A 17844-nucleotide genomic window follows, 5' to 3' on the forward strand; every position below is an offset into this window, starting at 1 on the left:
CCTCTCGGTCAGCCTCGACACCGCCCCGAATGCGGATGTGACGATCGCTTTGACCTCCTCGAACACCGATGTGAGTTTTTCCCCGACCTCGTTGACCTTCACCGCTTCGAACCACTCGACCGCGCAAACGGTCACCGTCACCGCCGCCGAGGACAGCGATACCGTCTACGAAACCGCGACCATCACCTTGGCGGCCACCGGCGGCATCATCGCTTCGAATGTCACGAAGACGGTGAACATCATGGACAACGACAAACCCCCGGGTCAAATCGTCATCACCCCCGGGGGGGCTTTGGAAATCGACGAGGGCGATACGACGGGGGCGAGCATGTCGGTCACACTCGACACCGCCCCGAATGCGGATGTGACGGTCACCTTGACCTCTTCGAGCGCTGACGTGACCACCTCTCCGGCCTCTTTGACCTTCACTGCTTCGAACTACTCGACCGCGCAGTCGGTCACCGTCACCGCCGCCGTGGACGACAATCCCGACCACGAAACCGTGACCATCACCCTGGTGGCCACCGGCGGCATCGACGCTCCGAACGTTACCAAGACGGTGAACGTCTCCGACAGCGAAGATCCGACGGGCACGATCATCATCACCCCGACGGGCGCTTTGAACATCGACGAGGGGGATACAACGGGGGCGACCCTCTCGATCAGTTTCGGCACCGCCCCGAATGCGGATGTGACGGTCACCCTTTCGAAGACGAATCCGGATGTGACCCTCTCTGCGACCACCTTGACCTTCACCACCGCCAACTACTCCACCGCGCAAACGGTCACCGTCACCGCCGCCGAGGACAATGACGATGTCGCCGACGAAACCGATATCATCACCATATCGGCCACGGGCGGCATCAACGTATCGAACGTAAGGAGAGCCGTCAACATCGACGACAACGAAGCGCCGGCGGCAACCATCGATGTCACTCCGACGGGGACGCTGATCATCGATGAGGGCGATGCCTCCGGAGGGACGCTCTCGGTCATGCTCAGCGCCGAGCCCGATACGGATGTGACGGTCACCCTTTCGAAGACGAATGCGGATGTCACCCTCTCCCCGACCTCCTTGACCTTCACCACCTCCAACTACTCCACCGCGCAAACGGTCACCGTCACCGCCGCCGATGATGGCGATACCGTCGACGATACCGACACCATCACGCTATCGGCCACGGGCGGCATCACCGCTTCGGATGTCACGAGGAGCGTTGCCATCACCGATGTCGATTCGCCTTCGGGAGCGATCAATGTCGTCCCCACCGGGGCGCTGCGCATCGAAGAGGGCGCTTCGCTGACGCTCTCGGTCAGTCTGGGCACCCAACCGGATGGAAATGTGACGGTCACCCTGTCGAAGACCAATGACGATTTGACCCTCAACCCGACCTCGTTGACATTCACCATATCGAACTACTCGATCGCCCAGTCGGTCACCGTCTCCGCCGGTCAGGATACGGATTCGACCGACGATACCGACACGATTACCGTATCGGCCACGGGGGGTATCGTCACTTCGGATATCACGAGGGCGGTGACCATCGGCGACGGCGACAATCCATCGGGAACGATCGATGTCACTCCGGCGGGAACGCTGAACATCGACGAGGGCGATTCCTCGGGGGAGACACTTTCGGTCAGCTTGAGCGTCGCCCCGAAATCGAATGTGACGGTCACCCTTTCGAAGACGAATGTGGATGTGACCCTTTCACCGACATCCTTGAGCTTCACCCCATCGAACTATTCCACGGCGCAAACGGTCACCGTCACCGCCGCCGACGATCCCGATGCCGCCGACGAAACCGATACGATCACCCTATGGGCCACGGGCGGTATCACCGCTTCGAACGTCACCCGATCCATCGCCATCGCCGACGACGATCCGCCTTTGGGAACGATCGATGTCACTCCGGCGGGAGGGCTGAGTATCGACGAGGGCGATGTTGCGGGAGAAACGCTCTCGGTCAGTCTCGGCGTCGCTCCGATATCGAATGTGACGGTCACCCTATCGAAGACCAATGCGGATGTGATCCTTTCCCCGTCCACTTTGACATTCACCCCTGCCAACCACGCCACCGCGCAAACGGTCACCGTGACCGCAGATCACGATATCGATACCGATGACGATACCGATACGATCACTCTGGCGGCCACGGGAGGCATCAGCGCATCGAATGTCACGAGGTCCGTCGCCATCGAGGATGACGATACCCCATCGACCCCGATAGGAACGATTCGGCTCGCTCCGGCGGGGACCCTCGTCATCGACGAGGGTGGCTCGAGGGATCTCTGGATCAGTCTCAGCGCCGCCCCGAATGCGGCCGTGACGCTGACCTTGACGGGGACGAATGCGGATGTCTCCTTTTCCGAGCCCTTGCTTTTGTTCACCGCTTCGAACTGGAACACGGCCCGAACCGTCGTCGTCTCCGCTGCGCAAGACGGCGATGCCGACAACGATACCGGCACCATCATGCTGTCCGCAACCGGGGGGATCAACGCCCCGTCCGTGACCCGGGTGATTTCCCTGAACGACGACGATATCGCCGCCAGACTCCTTCTAACCCCATCGGGGACGCTGACCGTCGAAGAGGGGACATCACAAAACTTCACCGTGCGACTCTCGGTCAAGCCGAAAGGGGATGTCACCGTCATGTTGTCGTCACCCGACTACGCCGCCATCGATCTCGACGAGACTTCGCTCGTTTTCACCACATCGAATTGGAATACCCCTCGGGCCATCGCCGTCTTTGCCAACCATGACGATAACGACACCGACGAAACCGATACCATCACCTTGACCGCCACCGGCGGCGACATCATCGCTCCGGCGGCCAAGATGGATGTTCGGGTCAAGGACGACGACATCCCCGGCGGTCTTTCCCTATCCCCGGCCGGATCGCTGGATGTGATCGAAGGCGGCCGCGCCGCGCTCGGCATTTCCTTGGCGGTCAAGCCCAATACGAGGAAGAGCGTCGAGATCGTGCTCTCCAATACCAACCCCGATCTCGTCCTCTCCCCCGGTTCTTTGACCTTCACCGACAGGAACTGGAATCAGGTGCAAACGGTCACCTTGATCGCCGACGATGACGAAGACGTCGATGACGATTCCGATCGCATCACCGTGACGACCTTCGGTGAAGGCAATTACGCGCAAATCAAAGAAGCGAGCATCCCCGTTCGCATCTTCGACTCCCCCGGGGAATTCGTCCTTAGCCCGCCGACGCTGACCCTCACCGAGGGTGGGGATGAGGCTTGGCTCGAAGCCCGACTCGAAGTCCCGCCGGTGAATACCTCGAGGGTATCGATGACCTTCACCGCCGACCGCTCCGGCATCAAGATGACCCCCTCGATCCTCATCTTCCCCGTCGATAGTTGGGATACCCCCCGAAGGATCTCCGTCAGGGCCATCGACGATCTGAATACCCGGGAAGAGCGGGTAACCATCACCGCCGTCGCCGTCGGCGGGAACTACCGGCGGGTGGAACGAAAGGCCACGGCTTTGTTGCAAGATGACGACTACGCCCTCCAAGTGCTGCCGCCGGTCAGGACCAGGGCCTTGGCCCTTGCGCCTTCGAGCGCTCAGGACAGCGCTGTGATGCGGGTGCGCTGCCGGCAGGATTCTCCTTGCGATGTCATGCTCGATTGCCACGCCCAATCCGACGGTTCGACCTTCGAGGCCTTGCTTCCCGAGCCCATCCCCGCGTGGGGGTCGTTGGCGCTGACGGCCGCGGATATCGAGAGGCATACCGGAGCCTCGTGGGCCGGCAAAGGACGATTGGGCTGTTCTTTGCGCAGCGAAGGGGAGCTGAGCGCGCAAGTTTGGACCCGTTCGGGCGACGGGGTGCTCGTCAACAACTCGGCCTTCATCCGAAGCATTCCCGAAGGGGATGACTATCGCGCGGATATCGAATCGATCCCCGAACCCGACAGTTTGGAAAAGTCGAACTTCCGCATCCGATGCGAGGCCCGCCCGGGCGAGGATTGCACCGCCACCCGTTTTGCGTGCTACGACGATGCCGGTATGCGATACGACGGCTATTTGGGCACCATCGTGCGATGGCACGTACGGCATCTGCAAACGGTGGAATTGGTCGATATCATCGACCATCGCTGGCAGGGGATGGGTCTTTCGTGCGAGATGCGCTCGAGCGCCCCCTTCACGGTGCAGGTGCTGACCCGAACCGGTGGCGGCGGAGCGCTGGTCAACAACAGCGCCACCGGAGCGAGGTAGGGTAGCGCAAGGCCAAAGCGCAAGGCCAAAGCGCAAGGATCGAATATCTCCCGCAAGGAGAAGATACGAACCCGTTTCGGGCGCTGGAACGCTCGTCGATATCGATATCGATCGCAAAGCGCCCCCCGAGGGGACACCGCTACCTTGGGGATATCGAATCGATTGCGCGAATCAGGCGCTAAAAGACGAACTTATATATCGGCGGCGAGCCCCGCCACCATCAATCCATCGATTTCGAACATCGGAGATCGCAAGCGATCATCCCTTCGAATATTGTTTATACCGCATCAATGCGCCCCCCCCCTTGGCAAATCCTTACATGAGGGCGCTCGCCCTCGTCCCATACCCGAATATGCCCCGCTTGGAATGCGTTAAAAGCCAAGGTTATGACATCGATCGAGCCGAATTCAAAGGCGGACGACAGCCACGGCACTCGTTATAATCAAATACAACACGGATCCACCAAGCATTCACCAAGCATTCACTAAAGGGGGGGATTAGTGGCATGCGCATGCCGAAAATGGATAATGCCGGTTCGAATCCTCGCTTTTATCCCGGATCGATCGACGGATCGCCCGGCAACCGAAGATCGCCCCGTTCGGCCATCCATGCCGCCTTGGCATACTGTTCCTTATCGATCCTCTTCGCCCTCCCCGGCACCGCCGGTGCGCAGACGGTCACCAAAGTCTCGGATTGTTTCAATCAGTCGACATCCGTCGTCAACCGGAACAACCGTCTCACATTCACCAACAACTGCGGCAAGAACATCAAGATCATAGGCGGTCAAACCGATCGGGAAAACGGTCAGGAGTACTCGGGCGCGCATTCTCGCCTCTCTTTTGCCAAGACTATTTGATCTTCATCAACACCCCGAAGAGGGGGTGGTCGAAAAAGTGCAGGCGTTGGGGGCTCACCCGGCGCCTGGCGATCAAGCGATAGCGGGTGGGGAATCCGTCTTCGAGCAGATATTGATGATCCGGTTGCGCATTCGGATCCCCGTCATCGGAATCGCCGCCGTCGGCAAGCCATTGTTCGTCGGCGTTATCGAGTTCGTCGGCAATATCGGCGGCGACGATATTCAAAGGCGGCGGATTGTCGCCCAAGCGGTCGTAGATCAGATCCAACTCCACCAGCAGATAGCGCCCGCTGCGGGAGATTTTTACCGTCCCCCGAACCGCAGGCCGGATCTTTCGATTCGGATCCGGGAGTTTTTCCCGCCGGATCGCTCCATCGACCACCCCCCCTGATTCATCGTCGGCAAGGGCCGGGCGCTCCCCGATCCATACCGCTTGCGCTGCGCTCGCCGAGGAGGGGGCCGATACCAGCCAGCCGCTATGGAGCAAGGGACGAAAGTTCTTTGATTGGCGCAGCCGCCGAAACTCGTTGTTCAAGACGAGGTTGGAGGGGACGATGAAATGCACGCCCCGCCGCAAGGCCGCCCCCGGCACCGCGCGCTTGGGAACGATGGTGCCGACGGGGGAGGGCTCTGCCGGATCCTCGTCCCAAAATTCCTCGTCGAGCCCCGAGAAATCGAGATAGTCGAAAGCGATGATCTCCACCGCATATTTACGAGCCTGTGCTTGACTTGGATCCGCAGCCCCCAAGGCCGCGACCGCCACGATCGCCAACATCACATCGAACAGCCTCATCCGCTTTTTCTTTTGCTCGGTATTGTGTTCCCTCTGATGCTCTTCTTGGCGTTCGCTCGCTCGCCTTCTCGAAGGAGCGATCGTCGAGTCAATCGCGGCCAAGACGGATAAGCGATGTTTCGGGCCATTATCCGCTTGCATGGTTTTCATGCCGCCTCCCGCAAACTGAAATCGCCGAGGATTCGCTCCACCGCCGCGATCTTGTCGGCGGCATCTGGATAATCCCCGAAAAAGCGCAATTTATCCGGGCCATCGAGGCGAAAGCGTGCGGGCTCTCGTTGCACGAGGCCGATGACGCAAGCGGGATCGATCGACGGCTGCGAATGAAAGATGATGCGCCCGCCGCTATCCCCGACCTCGATTTTGCGAATGCCGAAGGGAGCCGCCCGCAATTTGAGTCCGGTGATATCGAAGAGCAGGCGGGCGGGCCCGGGCAAGGGACCGAATCGATCGATGGTCTCGACCATCACTTCCTCCAAGGCTTGGCGATCGCGCGCGCCGGCGATACGTTTGTACATGATCAGGCGGGTGTGGACATCGTGAAGATAGTCTTGAGGGATCAAGGCCGGTTCGCGTAAATCGATCTCGGCGCCGGTATCGAGCGGGCGATCCAACTCCGGGCTTCTCCCCGCTCGCAGATCCTCGACCGCCCTTTCGAGCAGACGAGTGTATAAAGAGTAGCCGACCTCCTGGATCTGCCCGCTTTGTTCGCTCCCCAAGAGTTCCCCGGCGCCGCGGATCTCGAGATCGTGGGTGGCGAGGGTGAAGCCCACCCCCAAATCGCCCAGGGATTCGATCGCATTCAGCCGGCGCAAGGCATCCCGGCTGATCATGGAACGCTCGGGGACGATGAGGTAAGCGTAAGCCCGGTGGTGGGAGCGTCCCACCCGGCCGCGCAGTTGGTGGAGTTGGGCGAGCCCGAAGCGATCCGCCCGATTGATGACGATGGTATTGGCATTGGGGATATCGATCCCGGTTTCGATGATCGTGGTGCAGACCAGAACCTGAAAGCGGCGGTGGTAGAAGTCGAGCATGATCCGCTCCAAATCCCGCTCGCGCATCTGGCCATGCGCCACCCGCACCTCGACCCCCTCCAGCAATTCCCGTACATCGCTCGCCACCCGCTCGATGGTATCGACCTTGTTGTGGACGAAGAAAATCTGCCCCCCGCGCCGCAGTTCGCGCTGAAAGGCTTCGCGCAGCAGTTGCGGATCCCATTCGCGCACGAAAGTCTGGATCGAAAGCCTCTTCGCCGGCGGGGTGGCGATCAACGAGAGATCGCGCAGCCCCGACAGCGCCATATCGAGGGTGCGGGGGATCGGGGTGGCGGTGAGGGTCAGTACATCCACCTCCGAGCGCAGGGCTTTGAGCCTTTCTTTTTGGCGCACCCCGAAGCGATGCTCCTCGTCGATGATGACCAGCCCCAAGCGTTTGAATCGGATGCCGTTCCCCAAGAGTTTATGGGTGCCGATGACGATATCGACGGTCCCCTCGGCGAGCCCTCGCAGCACATCGGCTTGGGCTTCTTTGCCGCTAAAGCGCGAGATCTGTCGGATCTGCACCGGCCAATCGGCGAAGCGATCTTGAAAGGTCTGCTGATGCTGCTGCGCCAGCAAGGTGGTGGGGACGAGCACCGCGACCTGTTTGCCCGCATGGGCGCACACGAAGGCGGCGCGCATGGCCACTTCCGTCTTGCCGAAACCCACATCCCCGCAGACCAGGCGATCCATCGGCGAGGGGCGGGACATGTCGGCAAAGACCTGAGCGATGGCCCCGCTTTGATCCGCGGTCTCGTCGAAGGGGAAGGCGGCCTCGAATTCCTGCAAGGCGCCGGGGTCGGCGGTGAAGGGAATCCCCGGTCGCCCCGCACGCCGGGCCTGCACATCGAGCAGTTCCGCCGCTACGTCCACCACCTTTTCCGCCGCCCGCCGCCGGGCTCTCTCCCACTGCTTGCTGCCGAGTCGGTGGAGGGGGGCGGCTTCGGGATCGATGCCGGTAAAGCGCGAAACGAGATGCACCGATGCCACCGGTACATAGAGGCGGTCGCCCTCGGCGTATTCGATCTGGAGGAATTCCTCCTCGCCCCCGGCGACTTCCAGCACCGTGAGACCGGCGTAGCGCCCGATCCCGTGCGCTTCGTGCACCACCGGGGCTCCCAAGTGCAACTCGCTCAAATCCCGGACGATCCCCTCGGGATCTCGCCGAGCACCCCGTCGTCGCCGCTGTTGTTGGGCGGCCCGGGTGCCGAAGAGCTGGGATTCGGCGATGATTTCAAGGCGTGGCTCCTCGATGCGAGCCCCGTCTTCGAGCGGGGAGACGGCGATCGCCAACGAGGCATCGCCGTCGATGAACGCTCCGAAGCCCTCCACCGGCGTCGGCCGAAGATCATGGCCCGCCAGGCTCTCGAGCAGGATCTCGCGTCTTCCCGGGGTCTCGGCGACGATCAAGGTGCGCCCGGAAAAGTCCTCGAGAAAATCCTGCAGCAGTTTCATCGGTCTTTCCGCCCTCCCGTCGACCGGCAGGGCGGTCGGGGCCCGGGTGGCGAAGGAGATCGTCCTTCCGGAAGCCTTGCCTTCGTCGGCGATTCGAAGATGAATCCCGGGGTGGGGGGCGATGCGGGCGAAGATCTCCTCGGTTCTCAAGAAGAGTTCTTCGGGATCCAGGATCGGTCTTTCGGGATCGTGGCGGCGGTTCTCCCAGCGCTCCTTGGTATCGCGCTGAAAGGCCTCGGCGGCTTCGTGCACCCCCTCGGCCACGACCACCACCGTCTTCGGGGATAGAAAATCGAAGACGGTGGCGACATCGTCGAAAAAGAGCGGCAGGTAATACTCGATCCCTGCGGGCCACCCCCCTTGCGAGACCTCGCGATAGACGGGGCATTTGGAGGGGTCGCCCTCGAAGCGGCGCCGCCACGCTTGGCGAAAGCGAGCCACGGCCTCGGGGACGGTCGGGAATTCATGCGCGGGCAGGATATCGATGCGATCGATCCGGCTCTCGGAGCGTTGCGTTTCGGGATCGAAGATGCGGATGCTCTCGACCTCATCGTCGAGCAGGTCGATGCGCAAAGGATCGTTCTCCCCCATCGGAAAGAGGTCGAAGAGTGCCCCGCGCACCGCATATTCGCCGTGCTCCATCACCTGGTTCGTGCAGGCGTAGCCCGCTCGTTCCAAGCGCCTGCGAAAGGTATCGATCTCCAAGGTATCGCCGCAGGCAATGCGGAAGCGGTAGCCGTCGACGAAAGAAGAAGGGGCGATACGACCCATCAGGGTCGTTATCGGGCTCACCAGCACCCCGGTGGTCAAAGAGGGCAGGCGCGCCAGGGTCGCCAAGCGTTCGGAGACGATCCCTTGATGGGGGGAGAAAAGATCGTAGGGCAGGGTTTCCCAGTCGGGGAATCTGAGGATATCCGCTGCGTCCGCGCTTCGATCGCCGTCCGATTCAAGGCGCATCGTTTCGGGATCGGGGGCGTCGAGGTAGAAGGCCAGCTCGCTTTCGATACGATGGGCGGCGCCGCTGTCGGGGGCGATGACCAAGACCGGGGCGTCGGCCTTGCGGACCAAGCGCGCCAAAGCCAGCCCCCGGGCGCTGCCGTAGAGCGAGGACCAGCGTACTTTGGAGCCCGCTGCGGGGAGGGCGGGATCGAGCGGGGAAAGGTCTGCGGCCATGATCGATTCGATGGAAAGAACGCGATGGGGAAGAACTCGATGAGAAAGATCGATAAAAAAGCGGATGCCTTGGAAAGACCGGGCCGAACCGAGACCGGGCGAGCAGGTAGGGGTTTCGCCCTTTCGCCGCCGATCAACGCAATTTTATCCCCGATCGATGGGCCGATGGCGGCGGTCTCATTGATTAAGGGGCTAAAGATTTTCGCTTGTTGGTCATCGCCCCGAAGGGTTGAAAGGATCATCATCGGCGAGGATTCCATCGTTCGACGATGAAGGGCGGGGCACTGCCGCGCCCGATCGCCGCCCCGCCGCTCGAGCCTTCGTCGGGGTTCAAAAGCCCCTGACTTTCGAAGTATCGTCTTTCGAAAAATCAGTCTTTCGAAGCATCAGTCTTTCGAAGGATCAGTCCATCGAAGATTCGAAGTCCTTCCAAGCGATCGCGCCGACGATGCCCGGATCGAGGGTCTCGCTCAAAGGGGCATTCGAGAGCTGCAGGTCCCGGATCCGCCATCGATCGCGCTCCTCGCCTTCGATCCGCAGCCCGTCCAGACCCGGCACCGCCCCCGTAGCGACATCGAAGCGTTGAAAATTCGTCGATATCCCGCTTCCCAAGGCCTTCACGAAGGCCTCCTTGCGCACCCAAGTGCGAAAAAAAGCCAAGCATCGGTCCGTTTCGTTGCGATGAAGACGAAGCCCTCTTCGTTCGGCAAGGGAGAAGCGACGATCCGCGATCGCCTGCCAGTTGCGTTGGGGATCGACCCTTTCGATATCGATTCCGACGGCCGGCCTTCGGCGGTCCGCAGGAGCCATGGCCAGCGCCAAGACGATCTCGTTGCCGCTATGGGAGAGGCTGAAATCGATCCTTTCTTCAAGCATCCGGCCACCCGCGATCCGGCTATCCGCTTGCGGGCGTGGAAAGGGTCGCCCCCGCGCATCGATGGCGATATCGATCGATTGCGGCGGCCGCGCCATCGTTTTCGAGAGAATTTCGCGTACCAGCCAACGCCCGCCGGCGAAATGCGCTTTGGAGGTCGGATGGCGCATCGCCTCGAAGCGCCGCCGCTCTTGGGCACTCAAATAGACCGGCGGCGAACGATGGGGTCGATCGAAGGGACGACAATCCAACCGCCAGATCTCGATCCCGCCAAGATCGATATCCCCAAGCCCCTCGCTTCGAGCGGGCGGAGATATCGGCGACGGGATTCGGCGAAGATCGAGCTTGGCGATGAGATCGCTCGAATCGGCTCGATCGATCCCGTCCCCGGCGATAGAAGAACGAAAAAGGCTCAGCCGGGTTCTCCCACCAATTCCTTGCGGCTTTCGAATTCGAAGTGCAGCGTCTTGTCTTCTCTCAACGAGATCCGCACATGGCCTCCGGCTTCGAGTTTCCCGAACAGAAGTTCCTCGGCCAAGGGGCGCTTGATATTTTCCTGGATGATGCGGGCCATCGGTCTTGCCCCCATCATCGGATCGAATCCATGCTCGGCGAGCCAATTCCGCGTTTCATCGCTGACCTCGATGGAAACGCGTTTTTCCTCGAGCTGCCCTTCGAGTTCGATGATGAATTTATCCACGACCAGCCCGATGGAATTCTCGTCGAGCGGGGCGAATTGCACGATGGCATCGAGCCGATTGCGAAATTCGGGGCTGAAGACGCGCTGGATCACCTCCATGCTATCGCCCGAATGATCTTGCACGGTGAAGCCGATCGAGGCCCGATTGATCCGCTCCGCCCCGGCATTGGTGGTCATGATCAAGATCACGTTTCGAAAATCCGCCTTGCGCCCGTTGTTGTCGGTCAAGGTGCCGTGATCCATCACCTGCAGCAGCAGGTTGAAGACCTCGGGATGGGCCTTTTCGATCTCGTCGAGCAGCAGCACCGCATGCGGATGCTTGTTGATGGCCTCGGTCAGCAATCCGCCTTGATCGAATCCGACATAGCCCGGCGGGGCCCCGATCAGGCGAGAGACCGTATGGCTTTCCATATATTCGGACATATCGAAGCGGATCAGTTCGATCCCCAATATCCGCGCCAGCTGAGCGCTGACTTCGGTCTTGCCGACCCCGGTGGGGCCGGCGAAGAGAAACGAGCCGATCGTCTTTTCGCCCTCGCGCAGCCCCGAGCGCGCCAATTTGATCGCGGAGGTGAGTCCGTCGATGGCGCCGTCCTGACCGAAGACCACGAGCTTGAGATCGCGATCCAAGGTTCGCAAAGCGGCCTTGTCCGAGGTGGATACCGCCCTGGGCGGGATGCGGGCCATCTTCGAAACCACCTGCTCGATCTCCGCCACCCCCACCGTCTTGCGCCGCCTCGACGGGGGCAGGAGTTTTTGCGAAGCCCCGGCTTCGTCGATGACATCGATCGCCTTGTCGGGCAGATAGCGCTCGTTGATATAGCGGTGCGCCAGCTCGACCGCGCTTTGCATCGCCGAGCGGAGATAGCGCACCTGATGGTGCTCTTCGAAGCGGGATTTGAGGCCGTTCAGGATCTTGACGGTTTCGTCCACCGTCGGCTCGACGATATCGATTTTCTGGAAGCGCCGGGAAAGCGCCCGATCCTTGTCGAAGATCCCCCGATATTCCTGATAGGTGGTCGAGCCGATACAACGCAATTCCCCGGAAGCCAGCATCGGTTTGATCAGGTTGGAAACATCCATCACCCCGCCGGAGGCGGCCCCGGCTCCGATGATGGTGTGGATCTCGTCGATGAACAAGATGCTGTCCTTTTCCTCTTCCAAACGGGCGAGGATCGCCTTCAATCGCTTCTCGAAATCCCCCCGATATTTCGTGCCCGCCAGCAGCGCTCCGAGATCGAGGGCGTAGATGGTGGCTCCGGCAAGCACCTCGGGGATCTGTCCTTTGACGATCATCCGGGCCAGACCCTCGGCGATCGACGTCTTTCCGACCCCGGCCTCGCCGACGAAAAGGGGGTTGTTCTTGCGCCGTCGGCAAAGGATTTGAATGGTGCGCTCCAACTCCGCCCGCCGCCCGATCAAAGGATCGATCTTGTCGAGTTCGGCCTGATGGTTGAGGTCGACGGCGAACATCTCGAGCGGATCGCGGGATTTTTTCTTCTCCCTCGGGGAGTCCTCGTCGGCGGCCATCGACGAGCCGTCGTCGCCCTCGATTTCCGGATTGCGGGTGATGCCGTGGGCGATGAAGTTGGTGGCGTGCAGCTTGGTGATGCGCTGGAGTTTGAGCAGATGGACCGCGTGGGATTCATCCTCCCCGAAGATGGCGACCAGCACATTGGCCCCGGTCACCATCCCCTTGCCGGAGTTTTGAACGTTGCGAACCGCTCGCTGCATCACCCTTTGGAAGGCCAGGGTGACGCGGGTTTCCCGATCGTCATCGGCGTCGATCGTGCTGACGTGCTCGTCGATATGCTTTTTGAGTCGCTCGCGCAGATCTTCGATATCCGCATTGCAAGCGTGCAGCACCTCCAAGGCATCGGGGTTGTCCAGCAGCGCCAGCAGCAGATGTTCCACGGTCATGAACTCGTGGCGCTTGTTCAAGGCGATCTGCTGCGTGACCTTGAGGGTATGTTCCAGTTCGTCGTTCAACATGGCGAATCTCCGACTTTCAACGAGGCATCGAGCAAGCAGGCACCACGCCGGGATGCACCTTGCAAGGAGACATTGGGGAACGATACATCATGCACGGATGTATCACGCCGCCGAGGCTTCATGCAAGGGTGCATCATGCGCGATCCATCGTGCACAGGAGAGGATGATTGTTTTCGCGGGCGTAATCGTTGACCAAGGCGACCCTCGTCTCCGCGATCTCCCGGGTATAGCAGCCGCAGACCGCTTTCCCCCGGGTATGGATATAGAGCATGATCCGGATCGCCTGCTCGCGGGACATGGAAAAGAAATGCTCCAGAACGTGGACCACGAATTCCATCGGGGTGTAATCGTCATTGAGCAACAGGACGTTATACAAGGGAGGTTCCTTGACCTCCGGTTTCGACTCCAAGACATCGACATCGGCATCGTGGTCTTTATCGATATCGTTTTCGTTTTCGTTGTTTCCGGTCATTGTTTGCCTTTCGAAGCGCATCGAGGGTCGTGGTTATCCGAAGTCGGAAAGAGAAAAAAGTGTCGGGAGGGCAAAGGCGAGGATGATTCGAGAGCCTTGGCTCGGCGTTCGAAGAATTATCCGGCAAGGCTTTCGAACGCTCCTGAAAAAACCGTTCGGTGTAAACATCTTGCAACAGGCGAATGCACTATATCACGCAAGGAGTCCATGCTCTCGAGTCCACGCTCATCGAAGCCCGTTCATCGATAGAACGCAAAGACGATCGGATGGAAAAAGAGTGGCGTCGATCGATGAGCCCTCGATCCCTTGATAATTGCCGTGAACGATCGAGATTTTCAAGATCCGGATCATCCATAGATTGGCGTACCCCTCGAAGCATGCCGAAAAGGGCGGTAGATACGGGCGCCGCTCGAAAGATGCCATCAAGGTACCGGGTTTCGAGACGAAAAGCCAAGGACGGGAGCGGATCGAGATGTCGTGCACCGAAACAAGATGGATGTCAAGGGTCCTTATCCCGCCTCGAATGCCGGCCGCCCTCGATGCGTACGATATCCGCACGATGATGAATCCGTCATCGATGGATCGTTTTCGAAGGGTGTTTTTTCGCATCCCGATCCTTACCCTCGCCTCTCGATCCTTGTATGATTATCCGGTGGAGTTCGAAATCTCGCCACCTGATCGCCGCCGATGACGAGCGGGTTGCTCCTTCGGCCATTTCGGAGATCGATCTTGAAAGACTCGGCACATAAAACCGATGATGCATTGCTGGAATCGGGAAGGAAGCATTATCTTCCGAATTACGCTCCGGCACCGATGATCCTCGATCGCGGAAAAGGCGCCCGCCTTTGGGATACTCAAGGCAAGGAATACGTCGATCTCGGAGCCGGGATCAGCGTTACCGCCTTGGGTCATGGCGACGAGGAGTTGGTGGCCATTATGGCCGAGCAGGGCGCTCGCCTGTGGCATGTCAGCAATCTTTATTTTTCCGAGCCCGCGATCCGGCTCGCCGAGGAACTGTGCGCCGCCACCTTCGCCGAAAGGGTCTTTTTCTGCAACTCCGGTGCGGAGGCGAACGAGGCCGCGATCAAACTGGCGCGCAAGCATGCAAGCATCCGTCATGGCGACGAACGAAAGCGCGAGATCCTCACCTTTCGAGGCGGCTTTCACGGTCGCACCTTGGCCACGGTTACCGCCACCGCCCAGCCCAAATACCATCAGGGATTCGAGCCCCTGCCCGGGGGCTTTCGCTACGCCGACTATAACGAAACCGAGGCCTTGGAGGCCGAGATCGGCGATCGCACCTGCGCGGTGTTGGTCGAGCCGATCCAGGGCGAGGGCGGGGTGGTGCCCGCCGCCCCCGGGTTCTTGGCGGAGATCTCCCGGTGTTGTCGTCGCCACGAGGCCTTGTTGATCTTCGACGAAGTGCAAAGCGGCCTCGGCCGCAGCGGCCGCCTCTTCGCCCATCAATGGGAGGAGGGTGTCGTCCCCGATGTGGTAACCATCGCGAAATCCTTGGCCGGCGGCCTTCCGATGGGGGCGATGCTGGTCGGTCCCGCCGCTGCCGATACCCTGCAACCCGGAAGTCATGGCTCCACCTTCGGCGGCAATCCGGTCGCGGCCGCAGTCGCCAGAGCGGTGCTTCGAAGGGTGCTCTCGAAAGAACTGATCGCCAATGTCGAACGCCAAGGCGAGCGTCTGCGGGCCCGCCTGCTCGCTTTGCATAACGAATCGGGGATGATCGAGGAAGTGCGAGGTCGGGGATTGATGATCGGGGCGGTTTTGCGCAAGGAGTGGGCGGGTCGGGCCGGTGAACTGGTCGAAATCTGTCGGCAGCACGGAGTGCTCGTCTTGCAGGCCGGCCCCGATGTGCTGCGATTTCTGCCGCCGCTGAATATCCTCGACGAGGAACTCGACGAAGGAATGGATCGCTTTGCCGCCGCGCTCGCCGCCGCCGACAGTGCCGCCGCCGAGTCTGCCGGTGTCGAATGATATCGATGGCCATTTCGATGGCAATAAAGCGATGATCGATGATCCGAAGGCCCGAAGTGGCACGATTCGCCATGCGAGATCGACCGCCGCCGATACCGAACGATGAGCGGTCCCGGGGGGCAATCCCGCACCATCGACCTGCTTCCGGTGATCCTCGCCGGGGGTGCGGGCACCCGTTTGTGGCCGCTTTCCCGTGAATGCCTTCCCAAGCAGTTTTTGCGGATCGCAGGTCAAGGCACGATGCTGCAAAACACCCTGCAGCGCTTGGGGGGAATCGAGCGGGCTCTCCCCGCCGTCATCGTTTGCAACGAAGAGCATCGTTTCCTGGCCGCCCGTCAAAGCCGGGAGATCGAGGCGCAGGTTGCATCCATCTTCCTCGAACCCGCCCCCAAAGGGACCGCTCCCGCCGTCGCTCTCGTTGCTTGCCAAGCGCAGTCCAGAGGCGAAGATCCCTTGCTGCTGGTGATGCCCGCCGACCACTACATCCCGCAACCGGCGGCCTTTCGCAAGGCCCTGCAAGTGGCGCTTTCGGCCATCGAAGGCTCGCCGGAGTCGACAAGCCCTGCGCCCGGGCAAGGACCGCTGGCCACCTTCGGGGTGCAGCCGAACCGGCCGGATACGAACTACGGATATATCAAGGCCGGTCGGGCGCTCGGCGAGGCGAAGTCGGCTCCTCTTTCCACCCCCGACGAGCGAGCGCCCCTCATGGCCAGGAGGATCGAGCGTTTCGTCGAAAAACCGGACCGAGCCACGGCCCGTTCGTTCGTCGAAAGCGGGGATTTTTATTGGAATAGCGGGATCTTCGTCTTTCGCGCGGCGGCCTTCATCGCCGCCCTCGATCACCATGCTCCCGAGATCGTCTCTCATTGTCGCAAAGCGGTCGACTCCGGGGAAAGGGATTCGATTTTTTTCCGACCCGGAATCGAGTTCGAGCGCACCCCCTCGGATTCCATCGATTGCGCGGTGATGGAAAAGAGCGCCCAAGGGATTGTGATACCCTTGCAATCCGGCTGGAGCGATGTCGGCTCTTGGCCGAGTTTGCACGAACTCGAAGCATCCGATAGCGACAACAACGTCCTGCGCGGCGACGTGATCGCCGTCGATACCCGGGATTCCTTGGTCTTCGCCGAACACCGCTTGGTGACCACGCTGGGTTTGAGCGGCCAACTCGTGGTCGAGACCGCCGATGCGGTGCTGGTGGCGGATTTATCCGAGATCGACGGACTTCGCAAGGTGGTGCGATGCTTGCGGGAAGGGTCGGAGGAATCAAGTCCCGAAGCGGGCTCCGATGATCCATCCGAGCCCGATCACCCGCAAGAGCGTATGGAACATCGATACCACCGGCGCGTCCACCGCCCTTGGGGCTTCTACGAGTCGGTGGAAAGGGCGCAAGGCTATCAGGTCAAACGCATCCGTGTGGATCCGGGGGCGAGGTTATCGATGCAGATGCATCGGAAGCGCTCCGAACATTGGGTGGTGGTGCGTGGCCGAGCGGAGGTCGTTTGCGATGATATCGAACGCACCCTTTCGCCCGATGAATCGATTCGGATACCGGTCGGCGCTCGCCATCGTATTTCCAACCCCGGCCCCGATCCCCTCGACCTGATCGAGGTGCAAATCGGCGATTATCTCGGCGAAGACGATATAATCCGCATCGAAGACGATTTCGGACGGGTTCCGAAAAAGAACCGAAAATAAGAATCCCTTAGTGCGCACTGCTCGAGCGCAGACCGGCTCGAGCGGGAACCCGTAGACTAAAGAAGTATCGAATCCGACAAGGCGGGCTTCGGTCATCTATCCGATTCCCGCCACCTGATCAAGGTAACTCTTGGCCGTGCCGATTTGGATGAATGCGCTCGCTCTTATCGAGTAAAACGGAAGCGATGAGATCGACCGCCCCCATCCCCGCAAATCAGGAGCCGAACAAATGTATCGTTTTTTCAACCGATCATTCTCAACGACGCCCATGAACGATACTTCAGCCATCGCTCATCGAATCCGTCTGCGTCATCTTGTCATCGCAGTATGCGGATGCGCGGTTTTGATGTTCTTGATGGTTCGACCTGCATTTGCGCAAACACCGTCCGGCACGATCGACGTCTCATTCGACAATCGATTCGCTTCCATTCTTTACTTCGGTACGCAGGTGAGGACGCTGAATTTCTACGTCAAACTCAGCACCGCCCCGAATGCGAATGTCACGGTCACTATTACGAATACCAACACGGATGTGAGTTTCTCTCCCTCCACCTTGACCTTCACCCCCTCG

At 60.5% G+C, this 17844-nt stretch carries 10 protein-coding genes; 5 read left to right on the forward strand and 5 right to left on the reverse strand.

All coding sequences use genetic code 11. The features are described 5' to 3' along the window. The coding region (locus BF99_RS23535; RefSeq protein ID WP_025772110.1) for a beta strand repeat-containing protein at positions 1 to 4234 on the forward strand (4234 nt) is incomplete at its 5' end. Between the two features lie 505 nt (positions 4235 to 4739). Then, positions 4740 to 5090 (forward strand): hypothetical protein, encoded by a 351-nt coding sequence (locus BF99_RS0117415; RefSeq protein WP_038098917.1) that lies wholly within the window; start codon positions 4740 to 4742, stop codon positions 5088 to 5090. On the opposite strand, the gene BF99_RS0117420 is transcribed toward BF99_RS0117415, so the two are convergent. The 5 genes from BF99_RS0117420 to clpS form a co-directional block, all read right to left on the reverse strand. Next, entirely contained in the window at positions 5083 to 6033 is a 951-nt protein-coding gene (locus tag BF99_RS0117420; RefSeq protein ID WP_025772113.1) for a CsiV family protein, read from the reverse strand. The two genes, BF99_RS0117415 and BF99_RS0117420, sit on opposite strands and share 8 nt — an antisense overlap. Further along, entirely contained in the window at positions 6030 to 9548 is a 3519-nt protein-coding gene (gene mfd / locus BF99_RS0117425) for a transcription-repair coupling factor (RefSeq protein ID WP_025772114.1), read from the reverse strand. Before mfd ends, BF99_RS0117420 begins: the two co-directional genes overlap by 4 nt. Positions 9549 to 9950: 402 nt before the next feature. Beyond that, positions 9951 to 10673 carry a 4'-phosphopantetheinyl transferase family protein gene (locus tag BF99_RS22230; RefSeq protein WP_025772116.1) on the reverse strand — a complete coding sequence of 241 codons (723 nt, stop codon included), beginning with the start codon at positions 10671 to 10673 and terminating at the stop codon, positions 9951 to 9953. 161 nt (positions 10674 to 10834) lie between these two features. After that, positions 10835 to 13114 (reverse strand): ATP-dependent Clp protease ATP-binding subunit ClpA, encoded by a 2280-nt coding sequence (gene clpA / locus BF99_RS0117440; protein WP_025772117.1) that lies wholly within the window; start codon positions 13112 to 13114, stop codon positions 10835 to 10837. A 133-nt stretch (positions 13115 to 13247) separates the two neighbouring features. Then, positions 13248 to 13586, reverse strand: a complete 339-nt coding sequence (clpS, locus tag BF99_RS0117445) for an ATP-dependent Clp protease adapter ClpS (protein WP_025772118.1) — start codon at positions 13584 to 13586, stop codon at positions 13248 to 13250. Between the two features lie 729 nt (positions 13587 to 14315). Here clpS and BF99_RS0117455 point away from each other — a divergent pair. From BF99_RS0117455 to BF99_RS0117475, 3 genes are all read left to right on the forward strand, one after another. Continuing rightward, positions 14316 to 15575: an aspartate aminotransferase family protein gene (locus BF99_RS0117455; RefSeq protein ID WP_231471442.1), complete on the forward strand. Its 1260-nt coding sequence runs from the start codon at positions 14316 to 14318 to the stop codon at positions 15573 to 15575. A gap of 102 nt (positions 15576 to 15677) precedes the next feature. Further along, entirely contained in the window at positions 15678 to 17273 is a 1596-nt protein-coding gene (locus tag BF99_RS0117465; RefSeq protein ID WP_051482971.1) for a mannose-1-phosphate guanylyltransferase/mannose-6-phosphate isomerase, read from the forward strand. A gap of 268 nt (positions 17274 to 17541) precedes the next feature. Further along, on the forward strand, positions 17542 to 17844 hold a 303-nt coding region (locus tag BF99_RS0117475), incomplete at its 3' end, for a hypothetical protein (RefSeq protein WP_025772122.1).

Origin of the sequence: Thioalkalivibrio sp. HK1 (assembly GCA_000583135.1) — a bacterium.
Taxonomy (GTDB): Bacteria; Pseudomonadota; Gammaproteobacteria; order HK1; family HK1; genus HK1.